A 22552-nucleotide genomic window follows, 5' to 3' on the forward strand; every position below is an offset into this window, starting at 1 on the left:
GGCTCTTCGTAATTGAGAGTGTAGATCGGTGATTCCAGGACACGGCGAGTCGCTGCGCGGATAGACGTCGAGGTCTTCCGATGATGGAAGTTCTCACACAATCCATCCGAAAGACCTCGACGTGGCCAAGCCTACTTTCTCGACCCCTGACCTCACGACATTCTGCCGACTCGACACCCTCGATCTGACCTGCACCGGCCAAAACATCACCGGGCACAAGGCGATTCTGGAATGCCGGCCCAACACTGCTGATGACTGGTGCCGTCGGTGCGGTGGCCACGGGATCGTTCGCGATACCGTCGTCCGCCGTCTGGCCCACGAACCTTTCGGCTACCGACCAACCACGCTTCATCTTCGCCTCCGCCGTTACAAATGCGTCGAGTGTGGCCGCGTCTGGCGTCAAGACGCCACAGCCGCGGCACCACCACGAGCGAAGATCTCGCGAACCGGCCTCGACTGGGCGTTGCGTGCCCTCGTCATCGATCACGACACCGTGTCCGTCATCGCTGCGAAACTCGCAGTGTCCTGGCACACCGCGAACTCCGCCGTCCTCGCTGAAGGTCAGCGGTTGTTGATCAACGACCCGACTCGTTTCGACGGGGTCAGCGTCATTGGTGTCGACGAGCATGTATGGCGGCATACCCGGCGTGGCGACAAGTACGTCACCGTCATCATCGACCTCACCCCGATCAGCGAGGGAACAGGCTCGGCACGTCTGCTCGACATGGTGGCTGGCCGTTCGAAGCAGGTGTTCAAACAATGGTTGAAAGACCGACCGAAAGACTGGCGTGAGGGCATCGACGTCGTCGCGATGGACGGATTCTCCGGCTTCAAAACAGCCTCAGCTGAGGAGCTGCCCGACGCTGTCGAAGTCATGGACCCCTTCCACGTCGTCAAACTCGCCGGTGATGCCCTCGACGAGGTACGTCGCCGAGTTCAGCAAGAGACAACCGGCCATCGCGGACGAGCAAAGGACCCGTTGTACCGGGCAAGAAGAACTCTGCACACGGGCAGCAGCTTACTCACGACCAAGCAGCAGGAAAGAATCGCGAACCTCTTCGCTGACCCGAACTTCACCGAAGTCGAAGTCACCTGGGCCGTCTACCAAGACATTGTCAGCGCCTACCGAACCGCGGACCGCAAAGAGGGCAAGAGACTCTTGCAAACGGTCATCGACGCCCTGACAACGAATCTGCCATCCGAACTTGTCGAGCTCAAACGGTTAGGACGAACGTTGAAGCGTCGAGCTGCTGATGTGCTCGCGTTCTTCACCCGACCGGGAACGTCGAACGGTCCCACTGAAGCGATCAACGGCAGACTCGAGCATCTACGCGGGTCCGCGCTGGGATTCCGCAACCTCACGCATTACATCGCGAGGTGTCTGCTCGAGTCCGGTGGCTTCAGACCGGTTCTACACTCTCAATTACGATGAGCCCCTTATCCGCGCGGCAACTCTGATCTGCTGGCCCGGATCGGTGATCTGGGGGTGCTGGCCAGCGAGGCTCCTCCGGGGGCGACGCCGACCCGGTGGCGGTTCATGGCCCGCGCCCGTCTGCTGGGTGCGCTGTCGGGCGCGACGGTGATCCCGGAGGCGGGCTTCCGGTCGGGATCGCTGCTGGTGGCGACAGAAGCGCACCGGCACAGCCGCGCCGTCGGCGCGGTCCCTGGCCCGGTCACGTCGGCGGCGAGTGCGGGTCCGCATGAGCTCATCAATCGCGGACGCGCCGAGATCATCACCGATACCGCGGACGTGACCGCCCTGCTGGACTCGCTGCATGATCCGGGCCGGCTGCTGAACCGCCAGGCACCTGGCCGGCAGCTCGATACCCCGCCGCAGAACACGGCGTCGCAGGAGGGGCCGCGCCTGTAGTGCGCCTCATGATCCTGACGGGCTCGGGCTCAGACTTGGAGGAACAAGTCAGCAGAGAGCCATCTCCCGGCGTGTACGGCAGGAACCGACATCGAGAGCGTCCAACCTGCACAAGGAACTACTGTGACGTCGTGTCAGCCTTAAAGCGGAGGCGGCGCGCTTGGTACCATCAGGTGTGGGATATCCGTACGAAGACCTAGCAGAGGCTCAAATTGAGGCCCTCGTTGTCCAGGCTGCGAAACTACTCCTGGGCAGGGGTGTTCAGGGGTTTGCCACAGGCGTGGATGGTGGCAGGGATGCTCGGTTTGAGGGGCTTGCAGACGGCTTCCCCAGTGCGGCACGACCGTGGGACGGGATTTCTATCATCCAGGCCAAGCACACTATGTCGTACGGCTATTTCAGCGACTCTGACTTTAGCGGTGGAGCCGCCAGTTCGGTGCTGGCCAATGAGCTTCCGAGGGCCAAGAAGCTCTACGAGAACGGAAAGCTCAATAACTACCTGCTCTACTCGAACCGATATCTCACAGCGAACGCCAATGAAAAAATCATCGAGATGGTCTCAGCTGAGACGGGCATCCCCAGTGAGAGCGTGCATCTTTGTGGAATCGAGGCTCTAGACGAGTCGTTTCGAATGGAACCACGGCTGGCGCAACTGGCCGGGGTAAACCCTCTCGACGGGCCACTTATCGTATCCAGTCGTGAACTTGCGGAAGTCGTGGAGGCGATCGCTGAGATTATCGATGACAACACAACTGGGATGCAAAGTCGTCCGCAAGAGCGCACTTCGTTAGCGGCGAAGAACGAACTCAACAGCATGACTGAGAAAACCTCAAGACGCTTGATGGGTAACTATGGCCACCTGCTCACGCAGTTCAAGGACTTCTTGGCCGATCCCGGCAATAGTGCGATTCGTGACCTCTACGATAGCTGCGCGGAAGACTTCGATCTCAAGATTTTGGCCCACAAAGAGGAGCATCACACGTTCGATAAGGTCTTCGGTCAAATAGTTGATCTATTGACTAGCAGAGATCCTCTTCTGGGCAGAAATCGCCGCCTGACGCGAGCAATGGTCTTTTACATGTATTGGAACTGTGATATCGGTGATACGGAGGTCGAAGCGGATGTTGTTTCCAACCAAGCATGACCATCCCGACCAAACCGTCATAGCCGTCTCCGGAACTATGATGAAGTATCTTTCGAGATATCGAGTCGTGACCTACGACGCACTGCTTGAACATTGCCAAAGCAAGAATCAAAAGGTCGACTACCTGTTCTCTCCGGCGATCAGCCTTCTGTTCCTGCTGGGTCTCGTGCGATACCTTCCCAAGTCAGACTCCTTTGAGTGGGTGAAAGCATGAGGCTAGTCAGGCTCTACTCCAATCAACCGAACATTTTCAGCCCAATCGCCTTCAATGAAGGCTTATCGGTTGTGCTCGCGGAGATCCGTCGAGATCAAGGCAAGAGAAAAACCGTACATAATCTCGGCAAGAGCACGGTCGCTCGATTGATCGATTTCTGTCTACTGAAGGGTAGACACTCCAGTTTCTTCTTGTTCAAGCACGAGGATATCTTTGCCAACTTCACCTTCTTCTTGGAACTTCAGTTGGGAGACGGAAACTACATCACTGTTGCGCGATCGGTAGATGCCAAACGCCCCGTTTCGATCCTCACCTCCACTGTCGACGTGCCTGATGCGACTGAATTAGAGATCGACCAATGGTCGCACGTAGGACTAGGGATCTCTCCGGCAAAGCGGTTGCTGGACGGCTTATTCGGATTCTCAGTGATTTCGCCATACGATTATCGAGACATAATGGGGTACGTGTTGCGCGAGCAAGACGACTATAGCGACGTCTTCCACCTGCGCAAGTTTCGAGGTAAGCATAGGGAGTGGAAGCCATTTCTCGCGCACCTGCTCGGATTCAATGCAGAGTTGACCGTGGAGCTCTACGATCAGGTCGATGAAGAAGAGAAGCTTGACCAAGCGATATATCACCATCAACGCGAAGCTGGAACTGCAGATAATGCCGATGTCGGGAAGCTCGACGGAATTATCGCTATAAGAACCCGCGAACTTGACCAATTCCAGTCAACATTGGACACTTTCGACTTCTCGCGTGCAGATGCCGAGGCCACTGAGGACTTGGTTGAAGACATTGAAGAGAAGATCGCCGCGGGAAACGAGGAAGCGTATAGGCTCTCGCAGCTGCTGAACAGACTAAACGATTCTCTCAACGAAGACGCGATCCTTTTTAGCCCGAGCCAGACCGAGAAGCTCTTTGCTGAAGCCGGCGTGGCCTTCCCAGACCAACTAAAAAAGGATTTTGAACAACTTATTGAGTTCAATCGAGCCATCTCCCAGGAGCGTCGTGACTACCTCCTTGAGCAGCGCACCGAAACTGAAGAGAGATTGCAGGCTCTGACGCCTGAACTTGAGTCCTTGCAACGTGAGCGTGCAAGACTCTTTGAGTTCCTTGATGGTTCAGACACTATTGAGAAGTACAAGGAAGTCTCGAACCAGGTCATCAGCATTCGGGCAGATATTGCTTCACTGGACCGGCAGCGTGAGGCACTGTCTCAGATCGTGCACTTGCGGCAGGAAAAGCGACAGGTTCAGGAACGTAGAAATCACCTTCAAACTGCTATCGAGCAAGATGTCTTAGTCCAGTCTGAGACGGCAGGCAATCGCTATCGTGAGATCCAACAGTACTTTGATGAGATCGTGCATGACGTTCTCGATGAGCACGCCCTACTTTCGGTAACCGTGGCATCCACCGGTAGTCTTGAGTTTTCGGCTGAGATCGTAGATTCGACGGGCTCTGAAACAAGTGCTGGTAGAGGATTCACGTTTAAAAAGTTGTTGTGCATCGCGTTTGATTTGGCGGTTTTGCGCACTTATCTGGGGCAGCAGTTTCCTAGGTTTTCCTTCCATGACGGCGTGTTCGAGAGTCTCGAACCACGCGCAAAGAGGCGCCTAATCTCGGTCTTGCGTCAGTATGCGGACTTAGGATTGCAGCCTGTTATCACAACTCTTGATTCTGATCTTCCGGAGGCGATTTCCTCGTCGCCTGATGCTATTGAGACGAGCGAAGTGGTATGTACATTGCATGACGATGGGGCTGAGGGCAGGCTATTTCGCACTAAGTCTTTCTAGCCTGGATCGCGCTGTCATCAATCACTGTTTGTAGGCGATGGCCGCCCCCTTTGCTCATATCCTGACTTCGTCCAGATGTCGGCCGCGAAGTAGTGTCTTCTGCCGAGGATCAGCGTCCAAAGGTGATGTTGGAGCCCAGGAGCCCTACACGCATTTCCTGAGCCAAGGTTTGATTCGCTTCTACCGTGAGCACGCGTAGCGCTGCGTTGGCTCGGGCGTGGTCGATCTTCTGCGGGCCGGTTTGCGGGGCCGGGCCGAGTGGGGTGTCGTCGCTGATCTGGTAGCGGTCGCGGTAGGCGGCGATGGTTCGGGCGTCGCGTCGCCAGCGTGCCTGCTCGCGCCTGCCGGCGGGAGGGGTGCCGAGCGGCTGGGTCCAGGGCTCGCCAGTCTGGCGGGCAGTGTCGAGGATCGCGTCGGCGCGGGTCTCGATCAGCTCTCGTCGCTCGGTCAGCGCCTGCCGCATGTTTGCGGCGATCGAGCCTTGCACGTGTGGGATGAGGCCGGCGATCAGCCGCGGAGTCTTCCTCGTGCGCCCCGACCCGGCCGGCTGGGCGGTGGCGCGGGCGAGGCGGTAGTGCATGACCTTGGCGATGTCCTCGGCGTCATCGAACCCGCGAGCGGCCACCAGGCGCGGGAACAGCGCGTCAACGTCGTGGTGGTTGGCCTCGGCGCGTCGCAGCTCGGCAGTTAGCGCTCCGAACGCGACCGACCCGATCGCGGCGTCGGCCTGCTCCTCGGTCAGGCCCGAGCCGTGTAGGAGGGCGGCCCAGCGGTCGTGCTGGGCGGCTGCGGCGATGGTCTCGTACTCGGCGGCGAGCTGCGCGATCGAGCCCCACTGGTCCTGCTCGGCGGTGATCGTCTCGTGCGCGGAGACCTCGGCCCCCGAGTGCTGCACCACCCCGTAGAGCACGGTGCGCGAGCTCGCATCGGGATTGTCCGCCGGATGCGGTTCAGGGTGGTTGGGGTCGAGGCGGTCCGGGATCACGTAGGCCAGATTCGCCAGCCGACCGCGAGTCATCGCGACATAGAAGTTCTCACGGGTCGAGGACGGCTCGACCAGCACATGCGCGGTATCGACCGTGACGCCCTGGGCCCGGTGCGCAGTGACTGCGTATCCCAGATCGACGTGCTCTGCCACGTAGTCGGAGGGCAGCACGATCGACCCGAAACGGTGGCCGGGCTTGCGGATCGTGATCGACCCGTCATCGCGCACGTCGGTGATCTGCCACCGTTCGCCGTTGCGCACCCAGCCACGGCCGGTGCCGGTGCGCAGGCGCCGGTCGTTGCGGCGGGTGATGATCGTGTCCCCGACCCCGGCGGACGTGCCCTCGGCTAGCGCGACTTCGCGGCCGGGCTTGATCTTCCCGGTGAGGATGAGATCGGCGCGGGCTCTGGCGTTTAGTGCGGTCACGTCCTCGCGGGTCTCGGCGATCAGCACCGAGGCCCGTCCGGCGTCGCGGTCGGCACGCCAGGCGGTGTAGGCGGCGTCGATCATGTCCTCGGCATCACCGTCGCTGACGCGGTCGTGAGCGAGGTACGTGTCGATCACGCGGGTGCGGCCGTGGCGCAGATCGAGGGAGGCGGTCTTCTCCCATTCGTGGACGAAGCGGTGCACGTCCACGAGCTCGGGGGCGTCGTCGCGGTCGGCCACGAGCATCCCGAAGCTCCCACCCGCATCGACGGATTGGAGCTGCCCGTAGTCGCCGACCAGCAGCACCTTCGCGCCCGCCTCGGCCGCGAGGCCGGTGATGCGATCCAGCGACAGGGTGCCGGCCAGGGAAGCCTCGTCGATGATGACGAGCTGCCCGGCCTGGAACGTCTCCCCGTGGAGGAGATGGTTCTGCCACCATTTCGCCGTGTTCTCGGTCGCGATCCCGAGATCCTCGCCGAGGACCTGCGCCGCCACCGCCGACGGTGCCAGCCCGACCACGGACCCGTTCCCGTGCTGCTTCTCCCATGTCCGACGCAACGCCGACATGGCGGTGGTCTTCCCGGCTCCTGCCGGGCCGACCAGCACGTCGAGAACCCTCCCGGAGACCGCGATCTGGGTGAGCGCTTCGGCCTGGTCGTCACCGAGCAGGCGCCCTTCCCGGTCGGGCTTCGCGGTGATCTTCTCGACCGTCTCGACCTCGACCACCGGGCCGGTCAGGGTGCGGGAGCGTTCCAGGAGACGGTCTTCGGCCTCCAGCAGCACCGTGGAGGAGAACACGGTCGAGTGGCGGGGCCGGAACACGCTGCTGCCGTCTGGGCGGCGGAACGCGGCCGGGCTGGTGGCGAGCTCGGGCGGCGTCAGCCGCAGCGAGGCCTGCTCGGCGGCATCGGCGATCATCTCCACGATCGCCTCCCGGTCGCTCACTGTCGCGAACCTCCATGCCATCGACTGCCGGCTCGCCTCGGAGTGCAGGTTCCATCGCCGCCAGGTCGAGCGTTTCTCGCCGACGACCTCGACCACCGCCTGCCCGAGCTCGGAGATCACCTCCAACGGCACATCATCAGCCCGCAACGGCCGCACCTGCTGCGCCTCGGCGAGAAGGCCGCCGGCCCAGCCGGTCGCGTCCTCACCCAGCAGACGACCTGCCCGCTCACGCCAGCCGCTCGTCAGGTCGGCCAGGGAATGGACCTGTTTCTCGGGGCGTGTGGCGAGGGTGGCCTGGGCGCGCAGGCGCACGATCGTCCGCGCCGAGGGCCGGCGGCCGTGCTCGGCGGTGTAGGCGGCGATGAGCCGGTCGGTCTCGGCATCGATATCGCGGGCGCGGGAGGAGAACTCCTCGATCAGCTCCTCGCTGACCCCGGTGATCTCCCACGCCGGGTTACGGTCCCGGCCCCGATCCCGCGCCTCCCACTCCACGCCGAGCGTGCCGGTGAGGCGGTCGGCCAGGACCGCGTTGTAATGCTCCGAGAGCGCGACGACCGCCGCGTGCATCGGGCGGCCATCCAGTGACCGCCATCGTCCGTCCAACGCGGTCTGGACCTTGTTGGAGATCACGACGTGAGTGTGCAGCTGCGGGTCCCCGGAGCGGCTGTCGTAGTGATCGAAGGCCGTGGCGATCAGTCCGGTCACGTCGACCTGGGCGACCGCGCCGTCGGCGGCGGTGTAGCCGGTGCGGGTCGCGGCGACCTCGCGCTCCATGAAGTTCACGACCTCGGCGATCGCCTCGTGATGCGCCTGGGCGATCAGGGCCTGCGTGCCGGCGTCGGCCACGCCCCACAGCACGGAGACGGACTTCGGCACCGAGAACGTGTAGTCGAACCCCGCGACCGCACGGCGGTTGCCCCGCTCGTTCTCCTCGGCCTCGATCTGGCTGATCTGCTCGGCACGCTCACCCATCCCCAGGCCGGGGTCGAGGTCGGCGGCGCGCTTCTCGATCCGGTCGGCGACCGAGACGTACCGTGGGAAGGCCCGCCCGAGCGGGTCGCCGCTGACGGGATCGCGGCCCATCCCGATCAGCAACTGCAACTGCGACTCCGAGACCTCATCGCCGAGAGCGATCCGCCCGTCTCCGAGGCCGCGAAGGGCCGACCCGATCCAAGTGCCCGGTGGTGTTCCCTCTTCCGTGTAATACCTGGTCAACGGGGTCGAGAGGGAGCGGTCGCCGTCGGCGGCAGCGATCGTGCGCATCAGGTACTTGTACCCGTCGCCCGCGCTCATCACCCGCATCGAGACCGTCATGCAGACCAGGTGGACAGACTCACCACGGCATCGGTGTGAGCCTCAATGCCGGAGGTTGGCTACAGGGCCGGCCCGTCGTCGGACGGGCCGCGCCGCCGGGGAGCCTGCACGGTGGGCTCGAAGGTCGAGCGAAAGGGGTTCGGGAGCTGTCGGCGTGTTGCACTGGGGTTGCGCAACTGGTCGATCTCGCGCCGTTGCGCCTAGAGTTGCTCGTTCAGACCGTCCATGCTTGTGCGCAACTCGGCGAGCTGCTCGCTGATCTTCGCGTTGGCTTCGGTCAGGTAGTGCATGATCGCGACCTCGTAGCGCTCGGCATCAGAGGGTTGCAGCTCCGCGTTCACCACAACGAACTCAGCGAGAGCAAACGATCCGTTCCCGGCGGCCTCACTCATGCGACGGGAGGCCATGCGGGAGAACATTGCCGTGCGAGCGGCCCAAGGGGGAACTCGCCACCGTAGATGTCGCCGAAGGCTTCCTGGATGAGCTGGACCGTCTCCGGAGTGAGCAGCAACGGGTTCTCGCTCTCGATGACGGAGGCCATCGCCATGCAGCTCTCAGCAACCGCGTGGTGCGAGGCAGTCCTGCCCTTGATCTCCTGCGTGAGGTTCGGAGGCTCCAGCTCGTGCGGCTTCTGCTTCGTGAACACGTTCCAGAGATCGACTCCCGTGCGCTCATGGTAGGCGCCGTAACGACGTAGATCGTCAGCGATCTTGCCTCGCTCAGCCTCCGTGATCGCGAGCTCCACCCGTTCCACCATGACCTGTCTCCTGTCCCTTCGCTCGGCCCGCCGCGGGGCCTGTCGATCTCCAGGTGACCGCGCGATCCCGCCGCCGCGAAGCCTTGTCAACCTGGGTTGACACCTTGATCTGCAAGAGGTGTGGACCAACTCTGAGCGGTAGGTGATCAGGCTGGCGACGAGAGAACGCCGAGCCAAAAATTATGCCGTGGGAAGCCCGGTAAGGGTCGCGCAGGTGACAGGGAGGTGAGTGGGAAGCGCTGGAGAAGTTCGGCGCCGGAGACGGACTCGCTTACCTGGCAGCAACCAGACCGGTAGGGCAGGCAACCGCTCAGCACCGGGAAAGCCAATCACCCGGAGCAACTTGTGTCTGCACGTCGCACTTCCCCCCGTTTCCTCGCCGCGAATTGGCTCGACCTTCAGCGGGTACGGAGGGCTCGACCTTGCCGTCGAACACGCCACTGGTGGGGGATACGGTCTGGTTCTCCGAGATCAACACCTCGGTCGCGCAAGTCTTCTCTCACAATTGGTCGGATGCCCCAAACCTCGGCGACATCTCCGTCATAGACTGGAGTACCGTACCGCCGGTCGAAATCGTGATAAGCGGCTTCCCCTGCCAGGGCGTCTCAATCGTCGGCAAGGGTGCAGGCATCGCGCCAGGTACTCGCTCGGGGCTCTGGTCGTGCATGGCACGCGCAATCGAGGAGCTGCAACCCGCGTGCGTCGTGATCGAGAACGTAAGGGGTTGCTCTCGGCCCCCGCTACCCGACCCGCGAAGGGGTATCAAGTGGACCCGTTGACCGTGATCCTACAGCCGCTGGCCATGCAACCGTTTGCGACTTGGCATCCGACCCGTGCGGTCTGGGGGACGCATCAGCCCGACCTCTTCGGACGGCAGGCGCCGTACTCGGAGACCTGGCCGACTTGCGGTATGACGCACGATGGATCGGCCTACCGGCTTCACTTTCCGGCGCTGATCACCATCGCTTCCGTATCTTCATCGTCGCCTACCGCAGGGGCGCTGTTCCGGACGCCGCTAGCAACGGACTCCTCTCGGGGCGGAGAGACGATGGAGACGGTCAGAGCCCGCGGCGGCACTATCGCACTGAGTCATCAGATAATCGACCTCGCACTTAACGGACCGGGCGGCTCGACCATCAACTCGAACGCAGCGGAGACCCTGTTCGCGCTAGTCGACAGCATCTTCGTCGCTGGGGGCGATACGCCGACGCCGTCGCACGATGGGAGCACATCACCCGACGCGGCGCCCCTGCCCCCGCAGTTCTGAACGAGGACAGAGGGCCACGTTCGTCGCCGGAGTTCGTGGAATGGCTTATAGGTCTGCCAGTCGGATGGATCACCGACCCGATGGGTGATCTGACTGCAAATCAGCAGAACACCGCGTTGGGTAACGGGGTCCTGCCACTTCAAGCGCTCCTTGCCCTGCGCAGTCTTGGACTACGTATGGAACCACGCCGATTTGGGCGATCGTCAACTGCCGCGCAACGATCGGCGGAGTTCGGGAACAGTTCGACGGCCGAGCCTCAGATAATACCTTCGAGGCGCTGCTCGATCTGCGGCTTCGGCATCGCCCCGATGATCTCGCGCACGATCTCACCCTTGTCGAAGACCTTCATCGCAGGGATCGAACTGATGTTGTAGCGCGAGGCGATGTCGGGGTTCTCGTCGACATTGAGCTTGGCGATGAGAAGCTTTCCATCCTGCTCGGCAGCAATCTGGTCCAGGACCGGCGCGATTGCACGGCACGGGCCGCACCAGGCTGCCCAGAAGTCCACGAGAACGGGTACGTCGCTCTGGAGCACAACCTCATCGAAGGTCTGGGTGTCGACGGTGGTGACTTCGCTCATGGGACTGATTTCCTTCCTGTTACACGTTGCGTGCGATAGACCGCACGCACACCACAACACCCTACCCCCTGGGGGTATTCCCGTGGTGCTGGTTTCAGGCCAGTCGCATCGTGGTCAAGCAGGTTTGCGCATCGTCGTCGACGCTCGAAAGTTTGGAGGTGGCGGTCTGGCCGTCGTGGGTGATCGAGATCGACGTCTCGATGCCTCGGGGCAGCCAGATCCCGACGAAGCCGTTGTCGAGGGTTCTCATCTCCTCGTCGACGATCGTCTCGCCGGTCGTCGCATCCGTCACCGTGACGGCCACGTCTGCGTTGCGCAGCTCACCCAGGCATCCGGTCGGGCTGTGGTAGTAGCAATCATGGGGCTGCGACCGATACGGGGCGACGGATACGTAGATTTCGTTACTTGGCAACCGCACCTCTGCCGTGTGTTCGTGCTGATCGGTGAGCGTGACCGCCTCCGCAGTGATCGACGTGGTCAAGGTCTCCGTGCGTTCGTCCAGCGGGATCGCATCGAGCGTTTCGACCAGCTCACGCACGTCGAGGCCATCGAGACCGTTCTCGGCAAGGATCTCGGCTCCGCTGGCCGAGGAGGCTGAGGGTGAGTCGTTGGCGGCCGTGCATCCGGTGAGCAGGAAAGCGCCGACCACGACGGTGATTGCAGCGGTTTTCGTTCCGCCGTACTTCGGGAATGGCCTGAAGTTTTTCATGGGATTCCTTGCCGTGTCTGCCGTGGTGCCAATTGGCCATACTACCCCATAGGGGTAGTGCCTACCTGCGTGACGCGGAAGCCCCCCGGAACGAGCCCGGGAGGGGGCACTGCGTTCAGTCGTGCTTGCTGATTTCCGGTTCATGTTCGGCAATGTGCTCGGTCTCGATCTGGAAGGTCGAGTGATGGATGGAGACCTCGAAGTGTCCTGCGACGCAATCTTTGATCTCGTGGAGCGTCTGCGCGGCATGACCGTCGGTGAAACACTCGTCGTCGACGACGACGTGGGCGGTCAGGGTCGGCAGGCCGGTCGCCACGGTGGAGGCGTGCAGGTCATGGACATCTTTGACATGGTCAAGTTCGAGGATGTGCGAACGCACCTTGTCGAGGTCGAGGCCCTTGGGAGTGAACTCCATAAGGACGCCGGTGGTCTCGCGCATGAGCTTGAACGCGCGAGGCACGATCAATGTGGCGATAAGCAGTCCGGCGATGGCATCGGCCTGCATGAACCCGGTCGTGGCGATGACGATCGCCGCGATGATCACTCCGAGCGACCCGAGGGCATCATTGAGAACTTCGAGGAACGCGGCACGCATGTTGAAGTTCGAACCGCGGCTGGAGGCGAGGATGGTGATGGCGATGATGTTCGCGACCAGGCCGATGATGCCGAATATCAGCAGTTCGCTTGCGGGCACCTCCGGCGGCTCGAACAGTCGCCGGATGCCTTCGATGGCGGCGTAGGTGCCCACCGCCAGCAGCAGTGCCGACTGTCCGAGGGCTGCGATCACTTCGATACGCCGGAACCCCCAGGTGCGCTTGGAGTTGGCGGGCTTGAGCATCAGCGTCGCGGCGATCAGTGCGACCAGCAGCCCGGAGGCATCGGTAATGGCATGGGCGGTGTCGGTCAGCAGTGCGAGGCTGCCGGTGATGATCGAGCCGATGGCCTGGGCGACGACGATCGTCGCGGTGATCGAGAATGCGATCCAGAGTTTCTTGCGGAAATCTCCGGGGTGACCGGTCTCGCTGGCGGCGGGGCCGTGATTGTGTCCTGCGCCCATGACTACTTCTTGTCCGTATCTGTCGCGTGGTGGGTATGTGGGAGTCGCAGGTGCGTGCAGAGCAGGGCCTGCGTGCCGGTGGCATCGAGGAGGCGTTCGGCAGCGGCGATGAGGGTACGCAGGAGCTCGGACTGTGCCAGCGAGTACCAGGTGGAGCGCCCTTCCGGGCGCATCGTCGCCAGGCCGCACTCGACGAGGAAGCCGACATGCTTGCTCGCCGTGGACTGGGCCAGGCCCATGTGCTCGACCAGGTCCCGGACCCGGTGCTCCCCGGAGGCGAGGTGCTGCACGATCGCTAACCTCGTCGGCTCCGCAAATGCCTGGAACAGGTGGGCGTACGCTACTGTCGCCACTTCGTCGAGGGTTGCCCCCTCCTCTTGAATCATCGTCATAGGGCGATCATATCGCGCTAGAGCGATATTGTCGAGTGTGATCTGTTGCTCCGACACGGAATGAAGCTCAGGGGTCCCGTCGCACCCGAGGATGGGCTACCTGGGGGATGGTCGGTCGCATAGCTGCAGTGGGGAGCTACGTCAGCTGACCATCGGCCCCGGTGGAGAGCAGGCGGGGTGGGGAGCCGATGTCGATGAGTCGGGTGAAGTAGTCCTGTGCGCAGGTGGCGAAGACCCCTACCTGCGGGTGGCTCCTCCTCTGCCCTGGCCAGGTCAGCGCCACGGTCACCCGTGGGGCATCCTCGATGGGCAGATAGACCACCTCCGGCGCGCGGTGATTGTGCGTTGTCGCCTCTGCAGTGATGCCGATGGCGTCGCCGACAGCGATGCGGGTTAACCACTCGTCCGTGTTCGCCACCGAGATCGTGCGCGGCATGCGAGCAGTCGTACTCCACAGCTCCCCGGTGGCCGTCGGAGCGGTCGCGCAGACCGCCACCGGCCCGTCAGCGAGATCGGCTAGGGTCACCGACTCCTGCCGGGCACGCGAGTCGGTACTCGTCACCGATGCAACCAGGCGTTCGGTGAACAGCGGTAACCGCTCCAAACCCGGACCAATGGCACGTTTGGGTGAAGAAGAGCGGATGAGTGCGGCATCGATCGCCCCCGTCGCGCAGGGCCCAGATCGGGTCCGTCGGGCGACTGTATTCGATGAGCTCAGCGTGCCCACGCTTCCATTCCTGGAACAGAGGCAAGGTGTGACGGCCAAAGCCGGCCCAGGCGCAACGGCACCAGGATGCGCAGTGAGGCCGTGGTGCGATCTTCCAGGTGAAAAGGTAGGTTTGAATCCGGTTCCGAGAAGGGCACATGGGCCTGGGTCCGACGATCAGACTCTGTTGTGAGCCGCGGCCCGCCCTCGCCCTCGCAACGTTCAAGTGAGTAGATCCTGGAGCGGCCGAACTTCAGACGGATGCCGTAGCCGCCGTTGGGTCCGTCAGGCAGAAACTCTGCCCCCAATTCTTCGAGGGCGGCCCGCACACGCTCCTGCTTCTTCTACGACAAGTCGTGTCGCCCCTTCTCGAAGTCGCGCAACTCTTCCTTGGTCACGTTGGCTTCACGGGCAATATATTGGGCGCTCACCTTCACGAGGATGCGCGCGACGCGTGTCATGTCACCGTTGAAGATGTGCTGGCTCTCCATCACTCGCCTCCAACGACGTGTGTCCTATTGGGCTCAGCGGGAAGTGGAGGTGCCTACGGGATTCGAACCCGTGTAAACGGTTTTGCAGACCGCTGCCTATCCTCTCGGCCAAGGCACCAAGTCGCCGGCGAAGTCAGTCGCCCGGCGTGAGGCCAGCAACCAGGTTGAAGGCGCCGGTGAGAATGTTCAGCGACACGACCCCGACGACATCAGAGATCTCACGGTCGCTGTACCCGTATCCCCGAAGCTCGTCAATCTGCTCGTCGGTGATCGACGTAGGCTCACGGTAGATCTGGAGGCCGAGCGCGATCATCGCCGCGACCGGGCCGGTCATCGCCGTACCCTGCTGGGCGAGTGCGATCTCGTCATCGCTGACCCCGAGCGATCGTGCCGCGCTGATGTGCGAGGCCAGGCACATTCCGCATCCCTGCTTCGACTGCACGGCGATCGAAACGAGCTCGCTGACCTTACGGTCGAGCTTGGCGCGACGCATGGCTTTGCTCAGCTGCAGATAGCCGCCGAGCACCGCCGGGGAGTGCGCCATCGTCGAGACCATGTCTCCGACCTGGCCGTGCCGCTCGACGAGATCGCCGAGCAAGTCTCGTGAGGCCCCCACTGCGGTCTCAGGGGTCAATCGGGAAAAACGGGGCATGATGCCTCCTCTGTCAGTTCGGTCGCGAGTTCGAGGTGGGAGAACCCGCACGAGTGCGTTCCTGCTGCTGATGTTCGGCATGGAAGATCGCAGCCTCAGCCAGCGCCCCGGCATGCACACCGTTCAATAGGTAGAAGTCGCCGGACTCGCGTCGCTGCCGACTCACGATCCCGGCCGACTCCAGGCGGTGAAGCTCGTGGGAGGTCTGGTCGACGGGAAGGTCGACGATGTCCGCCAGATGATTGGCAGAGACCTCGATGTCGCGAATGGCGAGGATCATCTTCACACTCACCGGATTCGCCAGCAACGCGAAGACTCCGACCGCCGCATTCAGATGCGGTGTGTCATACGTGGCGTGCACGTGCTCAACCTTCTTCATAGTCATCAATACTACCCCATACCCCTATAGGGTATCAAGGGTTATTCAATCGATGTGACGGACTCGGAAACGCGTGGCCGGGTGCGGCGGATCGGGGTGAGGCCAGAGGCGACGGGTCCGCGCAGGAGCACGTGTCCAGTCGGGAGGGTCAACCGCGTCCAACGGCCGGCGGTTGAGATCGTGGCCCCGTTTCCTCGGCTGAGGAACCCGAAGACGTAGGCGGCGAACGCAACGCCTTGTGGCAGCGATGCGAGTGCCGTGTCCGGGGTACCCCAAACCGTGCCCCGGATCTTGCGGACGACATCGTCGCCGGGTTTGTCGGGAAGTGCTTGGGCGACGGCCTCGATGCCGGCACGGGCGCTGCGCATCAGCGTCAGGCTGGACACATCCGCAATAAGTCTCCACCCGTGTTGCGGGGGTTCGACGCTGGTCCAGGCGGGTGCCAGCGCGGTTTCCGGCAACGCCAGGGTAAGAGGGTCGGCGGTCGCGGTCAACGTTTCCACGGTGACGTCGCACTGCAGCTGAGGGTCGGAGCGGAGCGTGCGAAGGACGAGGATCGTAGGAGTGCGGTCGAGCGGACCACGGGGCGTTAGCGCGGCTGCGCTCATGCGCAGCAGCCCGGCCGCGGCCTGCAAGCGCACGCCATGGGCACCGGCCTGCGCGGCCCGCTTAGCGAAGGTGAGCGCGTCGCGGGCGGACGGCGCGTCGGCAAGGAGCAAGCGCGCTGGCATCCTGAGGGTTTGTGCCCGCCGTGTCCTGGAACGCGGTGATCGGGGTCCGGGTTCAGGAGCGAACGAGCCGGTTGATGGCGTCGGTGGCTTCCTGGATCTTCTCGACGGCCGCCTCGTCGCTGAGCTTGGCGGCATCAAGCACGCAGTGCTTGAGATGGTCGTCGAGCAGACCAGTCGCAACCCCCTGGAGGGCACGGGTCAGAGCGGAGACCTGGGTGAGGATGTCGATGCAGTACTTCTCCTCATCGATCATCTTCGCGATCCCACGCGCCTGTCCTTCGATGCGCTTCATGCGGCCGAGATAGCGCTCCTTGTCGCTGATGTAGCCGTGCTGGTGGGAATCGGTATCGACAGACATGGGCATGTCCTTACTTCTGGCGCTCCAGGACGGAACGCGTGCTGGCTTCGGGTGTGAGGTCGATGCGCCGCAGCAGCTGGGCGTTGAGCGCGACAACCACGGTGGAGGCTGACATCAGGATCGCGCCGATCGACATTGGCAGGACGAATCCCACCGGTGCCAGGATACCGGCCGCCAACGGCACCGAAAGAAGGTTGTAGCCGGCGGCCCACCACAGGTTCTGCTTCATCTTGCCGTATGCGCGTCGCGACAGCTGGATGATCGAGAGCACGCTGCGTGGGTCGGAACTGGCCAGGATCACCCCGGCCGAGGCGATGGCGACATCGGTGCCCGCGCCGATCGCGATGCCGACATCGGCCTGCGCCAGAGCCGGGGCGTCGTTGACGCCGTCGCCGACCATCGCGACCCTCTTGCCCTCTTCCTGCAGCTGGGAGACCTTCGCGGACTTGTCCTCCGGGCGCACGCCGGCGAAGACGCGGTCGATGCCGAGCTCCCGTCCGACCTCGTTCGCGACCGCCTCGGCATCGCCGGTGATCATGACGACCTCGACACCGAGGGCGTGGAGGGCGTCGACGGCGTCGCGGGATTCTGGCCGGACCTCGTCGGCGAGCCTCAGCCCGCCGACCACCTGGCCGCCGCGGAGAACGTGCAGAATGATCGCGCCCTCGGAGCGCCATGCCTCGGCCGTGCCGACCTCGTGCTGACCGGTCTCCTCGAGCAGCCGGGGCCCGCCGACGCGGACCTCCTGGCCGGAGACGGTCGCGGTGACGCCGACGGCGGGCGAGGATGAGAAGCCGCTGGCCTGCTGGAGGGCAAGGCCCTTGTCCTTGGCGGCGGTGACGATGGCCTTGGCGAGCGGGTGCTCGCTGTCGGCCTCGGCCGAGGCAGCGAGGGCGAGGACCTGGTCGGCGTCGAGTTCGCCGGTCGGCTCGACGCCGGTGACGGTGGGCTCGCCCTTGGTCAGCGTGCCGGTCTTGTCGAACAGCACCGCGTCGACCTGCCGCATGGACTCCAGCGCCAGGCGGTCCTTCACTAGGACGCCTCCGCGGGCGGCTCGCTCGGTGGCGATGGAGACGACCAGCGGGATCGCCAGGCCGAGGGCGTGGGGGCAGGCGATGACGAGCACGGTGATGGTGCGCACGACGGCCTCGTCGGGCATGCCGATGAGCGTCCAGACGACCGCAGTGACCAGCGCCGCGCCAAGAGCGAACCAGAACAGCCAGGCCGCGGCCTTGTCGGCGATCCGCTGGGCGCGGGAGGATGAGTTCTGCGCCTCGGCGACGAGCCGGTTGATGCCGGCCAGGGCGGTGTCGTCACCGGTGGCGGTAATCTCCACCCGCAGACCGGAGTCGGTGGCGACGGTGCCGGCGGTGACGGTCTGGCCCTCGCCGCGAGAGACCGGGCGGGACTCGCCGGTGATCATGGACTCGTCCATGTCGGCGCGGCCGTCGACGATGGTTCCGTCGGCCGGGACGCTGCCGCCGGGGCGCACGATGACCACGTCGCCCACGTCGAGGTCGGCTGGGGCCACCTTGACGACGTTCTCGCCCTCGACGCGCTCGGCCTCGTCTGGCAGCAGTGCCGCCAACGAGTCGAGCGCCGAGGTGGTCTGGGCCAGGGAGCGCATCTCGATCCAATGGCCCAGCAGCATGATGACGATCAGCAGCGCCAGTTCCCACCAGAATTCGAGCTCGTGATGGACGAGCCCGAGCGTGGCGGCCCAGGAGGCGAAGAAGGCCACCGTGATCGCCAGAGCGATGAGTAGCATCATCCCGGGCTTGCGGGACTTCAACTCGCTGACGGCACCGGTGAGGAAGGGCCTGCCGCCCCAGACGTACATGACGGTGCCCAGTGCCGCGGCGACCCAGCCCGCCCAGCCGGGGACCTCGTAGCCCAGCAGCATGGCGAACATCGGTGAGAGGGCAACCGCGGGGATGGCGATGACGAGGTTGATCCAAAACAGCCGGCGGAACTGGCCAACGTGGTCCCCGTGCCCGCCATGGCCGCTGTGATCTCCGTGCCCACCGTGCTGGGCATGCTCATCGTGGCCGCCGTGCTCGTCGAGGCCCGTGTGGCCTGAGTGCTGCCCGTGGTCCATGGCGTGGCCCTGATGCCCGGTGTGCTGACCCTCGCGCGTGCCGTGCGCATCCGCCGAGGCGTGCGCGGACACAGACCCGTGGTGATGCTCGCCGTGGGCGGGTGTATCGGTTTCATGGCCGTGGTGCTGGTGTGAGTTCGGGTCCGTCATGATTCCTCTCCTCCGTCATCGAGCCAGGCCGATTGCCGCTCACCCGGTGGCCGGGCAAGCGAACGTCGGCTCAGGACGCTGGTTGGATCTCGCTCTCGACGACCCACTTGTGGTTCGTCATCTTCATGCCGTCCGTCTCGTAGTCGACCATGTAGACCGTCTCATCGGTGGACGAAGCGATGGTGGCCTTTACGCCTTCCATGCCTTCCATGTGCTCGGCGAGCAGAGTCACCTCTGTGCCGTCGGCCAGACGCTCGTCGCCGGCATCCTCAATTTCTTCCTGCACGACCCACTTGTGATCAGTGACGGGGTCGCCGCCACCTGCGGGCGTGTAGTTCACGGAGTACGTGTACGTGTCGAATGCGCCGGAAATCGTTGCTGTAGCCCCTTCCATGCCTTCCATGTGGTCGGCCGTGAGCTGCACCTCGGTACCGACAGGGTAGGTGGGCTCACTGGCTTCGGCGATACCCTCGGGTGCCGGTCCGCCGTCCATCGGGTGCTCCATCTCCTCATCACCGCTTTCTGCGTTGTTGCCGCCGTGGCCCTGATGCTCCTCAGTAGCCGAAGGGTCGGTCTGCTGGTCGTCGTCTGCTCCGCTGGCGCAACCGGCGAGCACGAGCGCCACTCCGAGCGCTCCCGCTGCCAGTCCTGTTCGCAGTCTCCTCTGCATGTCATTTCCTTTCATCAATATGCCTACCATATACCCCTAGGGGGTACTAGTCAAGGATTGTGTGTTGTGTCGGTATGGATCAATCGGAAGCCCCTTCTCAGAGGGTCTGCTCGTGTTGGATGGGCAATGCGGCGATGAGGGGATGGTCGAAGCCCGTCGGTCCGATCTTCGCGGCTCCTCCGGGAGAACCCAACTCGTCGAAGAACTCGACGTTGGCCTTGTAGTAGTCAGACCATTCGTCGGGCAGGTCGTCTTCGTAGTAGATGGCCTCGACGGGGCAGACCGGTTCGCAGGCTCCGCAGTCGACGCATTCGTCGGGGTGGATGTAGAGCGAGCGTTCGCCCTCGTAGATGCAGTCGACAGGACATTCGTCGATGCAGGCGCGGTCCTTGACGTCCACGCAGGGAAGCGCGATCACGTAGGTCATGGCTGCTCCTCTCGGTCGGGTGCGGATCGGCGGTGAGAGCCGGTGGGAGGCTCGGGGAAGTCGTCAGTCTCTGCCGGGCCTGCGGCCGGGTGCGGGATGCGCAGGCGCAGGACGGTGGCGACGAGGCTGAGGGCGATGATGATCGCACCGAGGATCGTCATCGTCCCCGACAGGGTGAGCACCGGCACGAGCAATCCGGCGACGATGGTGGGCACGCCGAATGCCAGGTAGGCAACTGTGTAGATCACAGCCATCACGGCGGCGCGTTCCGACGATGCCGTGTGGGGCATGAGTGTGCGTAGTACCCCGAGGAACGCTGTGCCGAACCCGGAACCGACGATCGCGACCGAGGCGACATAGGCTGAGTAGGAACCGAGTGCGAGGGCGCCGATGCTCACTGCGGTGCCGAACGCCAGGGCACTGGTCGCATACAGGCTGATGGTGCGGGCGGAACGCCGCTGTAGGACGGACGAGGCGGTGACTCCGGAGATCGCCAGTGCGAAGATGACGATCCCAGCTTGGGTGTGCGTGGAGCCCCCAAGCTCACTGCCGACGAGGTCGGCTCCGAGCGCGAGGAAAAGCCCGTTGGTCGCCCACCCGGCGATGATCACGGGCACTCCGGCGGTGAACATGCGGCGCAGGTGCGGTGGCACGGTGAACCGCGGACGGAGGTCGCCACGTCGTATCCGGGTCTTCGGGGCCAGTTCCGGTGTGCTCCACACGACCGTTGCCACGATGAGGAAGGCAAGCACGAGCGACCCGAAGACGGCAGTTGTCGGTTCGGAGGTGAGATCGAGGAGAAGCGCAGCACCGAGAGCCCCGGCCCCAAGGCCAATCATCGGGCCGATCGTGTTCCACAGGGCTGCGATGTTCCGATGCGACGGGGACTCGAAGTCGATCATCATCGCCGACAGCGCCGGGATCAGCAGACCCGCTGCGAGCCCTTGCAAGGCTCGGGCGACCAGGAGCGCCGCGAGGCTACCGGCGAACCAGAACATGGCCACGCTCAGCGCCAGCGCCAAAGAACCGGCGGCCACGACCGGACGTCGGCCGACGTGGTCGGAGAGTGGTCCGAGGTAGAGCAGCGCGGCCAGGAGGGTGAAGGTGTAGACCGCGAACACGAGTGTGGTGGCGACGGGGATGAGTCCGAGCCGTTCGGCGATCTGGGGGTAGAACAAGGACGGCGCGCTGGCAGCGGCCATCATGAGAATGGTCGCTGCCAGCGAGAGCACGAAGCCCCGCCGTGGGATCTGCCTAATACAGTCTCCCGCCATCGCCTATGCCCGCACGCCGTGGAGCTGCTGCCCCCACTGGTAGACGGTGCCGACTGCGTCGATGCCAGTGACGCCGACGACGATGCCGTCGGTCTCGTGGCGGACGATGAACTCCTCACCGGCTTCCAGGTGGGCGTCTGCGCCGGCTGTGTACCCGACTCCGGAGATCATCTGACCGTAGACCATTGCCATGTAAGGGCTGCGTGGCAGGTAGGCGCCCGGATCGTCGCTAATGCCGAGGTCGTGCAATGCGGCCTGCGCGGCATGCGCACCCTGTGCGGCGGCGTCTTCCCAATGGTCGATGCGCCAGGCGCCCAGTGCCTCGTCGTGGTGCGTGGCCACACCTCCGGCTGCGTAGACGTGTTCTGCCGCGGCGCGGAGGTGATCGTCGACGTCGATACCGTTCGTCCACGGTGACGGGGCTGCGGGCGTCGTGCCGAGCGCGAGGAGAAGGAAGTCAGCCACGACGGGATTTCCGTCGTTGAGGGTGATGGTGACACCGGATTCTGTTTCGTCGACATGCTGGAGAGTGCGACCGAATCGGGCCTGCACCTTGGCGGCATGGTCGGCGGCGAGGCGCTCAGCCACGGGCGCCCCAAACGCTCCGACGCCGGGAACTGAACTGCGGGAGACCAGCGTGACCATGTGTCCGTCGGCTTGCAGAGACGAGGCTGTCTCGGCTGCGATGATTCCACCGCCGTAGATCGCTACCCGCGCGGGTCGCCCCAGTCCGGTCAGCAGCTTTCGGATGCCCAGGGCATCCTCCACGGAGTGAAGAGCGGTGACCCGCCCTTGTCCGGCGTCTTCGCCGCCGAACACGTCAGCGGGCAGGGAGCGAGGCATACTCCCGGTCGCGACGATGAGCGCGTCGTAGGAGACCTGTGCGCCGGAGGTCAGCTGGACCTGCTTCGCCGAGGTATCGACTTTGAGCACGGTGTCGGCGATGACCTCGATCTGAGGCAGCGGGAGCTTGATCATCTCCGGCGGTGTCGGACCGAACGCGATTCCCTTGATGAGCATCCGCGTATAGGGCGTCTCCCCGGTGCGGGTCACCAGCGTCACCCGGACATCGTCGCGTGAGGCGAGAGTGCGGGCGGCTGCGGCCCCGGCTGCTCCCGAGCCGAGGATGAGAACGTGCTGTGGGGTCATAGAAGAACTCC

At 63.9% G+C, this 22552-nt stretch carries 22 protein-coding genes, 1 tRNA gene and 1 pseudogene; 5 read left to right on the forward strand and 19 right to left on the reverse strand.

The annotated features are described in order from the left end of the window. Window positions 1-121: 121 nt before the first annotated feature. The 4 genes and pseudogenes from EZE58_RS09405 (at window position 122) to EZE58_RS09420 (ending at window position 5024) form a co-directional block, all read left to right on the forward strand. The gene (locus EZE58_RS09405) at window positions 122-1432 is read left to right on the forward strand and encodes an ISL3 family transposase (protein ID WP_167560104.1); all 1311 of its coding nucleotides are present in this window, start codon (window positions 122-124) and stop codon (window positions 1430-1432) included. A gap of 15 nt (window positions 1433-1447) precedes the next feature. Continuing rightward, window positions 1448-1870 (forward strand): annotated as a pseudogene (locus EZE58_RS09410) (DNA-processing protein DprA); the annotation flags it as partial. A gap of 175 nt (window positions 1871-2045) precedes the next feature. Continuing rightward, window positions 2046-3014, forward strand: coding sequence for an ABC-three component system protein (locus tag EZE58_RS09415; RefSeq protein WP_167560377.1), 969 nt, complete (start codon window positions 2046-2048; stop codon window positions 3012-3014). A 198-nt stretch (window positions 3015-3212) separates the two neighbouring features. Next, the gene (locus EZE58_RS09420; RefSeq protein WP_124108933.1) at window positions 3213-5024 is read left to right on the forward strand and encodes a DUF2326 domain-containing protein; all 1812 of its coding nucleotides are present in this window, start codon (window positions 3213-3215) and stop codon (window positions 5022-5024) included. A 109-nt stretch (window positions 5025-5133) separates the two neighbouring features. Here the strand turns inward: EZE58_RS09420 and mobF are convergent, their stop codons facing one another. The 3 genes from mobF to EZE58_RS09435 all read right to left on the reverse strand — a co-directional run bounded on the left by mobF (window position 5134) and on the right by EZE58_RS09435 (window position 9451). Beyond that, window positions 5134-8694 carry a MobF family relaxase gene (gene mobF, locus EZE58_RS09425; RefSeq protein WP_240941233.1) on the reverse strand — a complete coding sequence of 1187 codons (3561 nt, stop codon included), beginning with the start codon at window positions 8692-8694 and terminating at the stop codon, window positions 5134-5136. Between the two features lie 200 nt (window positions 8695-8894). Continuing rightward, window positions 8895-9086, reverse strand: coding sequence for a hypothetical protein (locus EZE58_RS09430; protein ID WP_167560379.1), 192 nt, complete (start codon window positions 9084-9086; stop codon window positions 8895-8897). After that, window positions 9083-9451: a hypothetical protein gene (locus tag EZE58_RS09435; protein ID WP_167560381.1), complete on the reverse strand. Its 369-nt coding sequence runs from the start codon at window positions 9449-9451 to the stop codon at window positions 9083-9085. The genes EZE58_RS09430 and EZE58_RS09435 overlap by 4 nt, the downstream gene beginning before the upstream one ends. 443 nt (window positions 9452-9894) lie before the next feature. On the opposite strand from EZE58_RS09435, the gene EZE58_RS17405 reads away from it, so the two are divergent. Continuing rightward, window positions 9895-10230, forward strand: a complete 336-nt coding sequence (locus EZE58_RS17405; protein ID WP_225984242.1) for a DNA cytosine methyltransferase — start codon at window positions 9895-9897, stop codon at window positions 10228-10230. A 744-nt stretch (window positions 10231-10974) separates the two neighbouring features. Here EZE58_RS17405 and trxA read toward each other — a convergent pair. The 16 genes from trxA to EZE58_RS09520 form a co-directional block, all read right to left on the reverse strand. Further along, on the reverse strand, window positions 10975-11298 hold the full coding sequence (trxA, locus tag EZE58_RS09445) for a thioredoxin (RefSeq protein WP_167560383.1): 324 nt from the start codon (window positions 11296-11298) through the stop codon (window positions 10975-10977). A gap of 94 nt (window positions 11299-11392) precedes the next feature. Continuing rightward, the gene (locus EZE58_RS09450; protein WP_205772202.1) at window positions 11393-12007 is read right to left on the reverse strand and encodes a CueP family metal-binding protein; all 615 of its coding nucleotides are present in this window, start codon (window positions 12005-12007) and stop codon (window positions 11393-11395) included. 115 nt (window positions 12008-12122) lie between these two features. After that, a complete protein-coding gene (locus tag EZE58_RS09455; protein WP_006214174.1) occupies window positions 12123-13064 on the reverse strand; it encodes a cation diffusion facilitator family transporter in 942 nt (313 codons plus the stop codon). 2 nt (window positions 13065-13066) lie between these two features. Continuing rightward, complete coding sequence (locus EZE58_RS09460; RefSeq protein WP_167560385.1) at window positions 13067-13456, reverse strand: metalloregulator ArsR/SmtB family transcription factor; 390 nt, start codon at window positions 13454-13456, stop codon at window positions 13067-13069. Between the two features lie 136 nt (window positions 13457-13592). Further along, window positions 13593-14183 (reverse strand): LysR substrate-binding domain-containing protein, encoded by a 591-nt coding sequence (locus EZE58_RS09465; protein WP_197464198.1) that lies wholly within the window; start codon window positions 14181-14183, stop codon window positions 13593-13595. 323 nt (window positions 14184-14506) lie between these two features. Then, on the reverse strand, window positions 14507-14653 hold the full coding sequence (locus EZE58_RS09470; protein WP_157554209.1) for a hypothetical protein: 147 nt from the start codon (window positions 14651-14653) through the stop codon (window positions 14507-14509). A gap of 44 nt (window positions 14654-14697) precedes the next feature. Further along, window positions 14698-14771 (reverse strand) — tRNA-Cys (locus EZE58_RS09475). A 15-nt stretch (window positions 14772-14786) separates the two neighbouring features. Beyond that, a complete protein-coding gene (locus tag EZE58_RS09480; protein WP_061873196.1) occupies window positions 14787-15305 on the reverse strand; it encodes a carboxymuconolactone decarboxylase family protein in 519 nt (172 codons plus the stop codon). 13 nt (window positions 15306-15318) lie between these two features. Beyond that, a complete protein-coding gene (locus EZE58_RS09485) occupies window positions 15319-15684 on the reverse strand; it encodes a helix-turn-helix domain-containing protein (protein WP_061873197.1) in 366 nt (121 codons plus the stop codon). Window positions 15685-15725: 41 nt separating this feature from the next. Then, the gene (locus EZE58_RS09490; RefSeq protein ID WP_240941236.1) at window positions 15726-16403 is read right to left on the reverse strand and encodes a hypothetical protein; all 678 of its coding nucleotides are present in this window, start codon (window positions 16401-16403) and stop codon (window positions 15726-15728) included. Window positions 16404-16467: 64 nt separating this feature from the next. Continuing rightward, window positions 16468-16773: a metal-sensitive transcriptional regulator gene (locus EZE58_RS09495; protein ID WP_006214168.1), complete on the reverse strand. Its 306-nt coding sequence runs from the start codon at window positions 16771-16773 to the stop codon at window positions 16468-16470. Window positions 16774-16783: 10 nt separating this feature from the next. Beyond that, window positions 16784-18685 carry a heavy metal translocating P-type ATPase gene (locus EZE58_RS09500; protein ID WP_259788409.1) on the reverse strand — a complete coding sequence of 634 codons (1902 nt, stop codon included), beginning with the start codon at window positions 18683-18685 and terminating at the stop codon, window positions 16784-16786. 406 nt (window positions 18686-19091) lie between these two features. After that, window positions 19092-19691 (reverse strand): YdhK family protein, encoded by a 600-nt coding sequence (locus tag EZE58_RS09505; RefSeq protein ID WP_158493366.1) that lies wholly within the window; start codon window positions 19689-19691, stop codon window positions 19092-19094. A gap of 97 nt (window positions 19692-19788) precedes the next feature. Next, window positions 19789-20118, reverse strand: a complete 330-nt coding sequence (gene fdxA, locus EZE58_RS09510; protein ID WP_006214165.1) for a ferredoxin — start codon at window positions 20116-20118, stop codon at window positions 19789-19791. Then, a complete protein-coding gene (locus EZE58_RS09515; RefSeq protein ID WP_100244661.1) occupies window positions 20115-21392 on the reverse strand; it encodes an MFS transporter in 1278 nt (425 codons plus the stop codon). Before EZE58_RS09515 ends, fdxA begins: the two co-directional genes overlap by 4 nt. Window positions 21393-21395: 3 nt before the next feature. Next, on the reverse strand, window positions 21396-22541 hold the full coding sequence (locus EZE58_RS09520; protein ID WP_167560389.1) for an NAD(P)/FAD-dependent oxidoreductase: 1146 nt from the start codon (window positions 22539-22541) through the stop codon (window positions 21396-21398). Window positions 22542-22552 lie beyond the last annotated feature (11 nt).

Source organism: Brevibacterium sp. LS14, from assembly GCF_012027885.1.
Taxonomy (GTDB): Bacteria; Actinomycetota; Actinomycetes; order Actinomycetales; family Brevibacteriaceae; genus Brevibacterium; species Brevibacterium casei.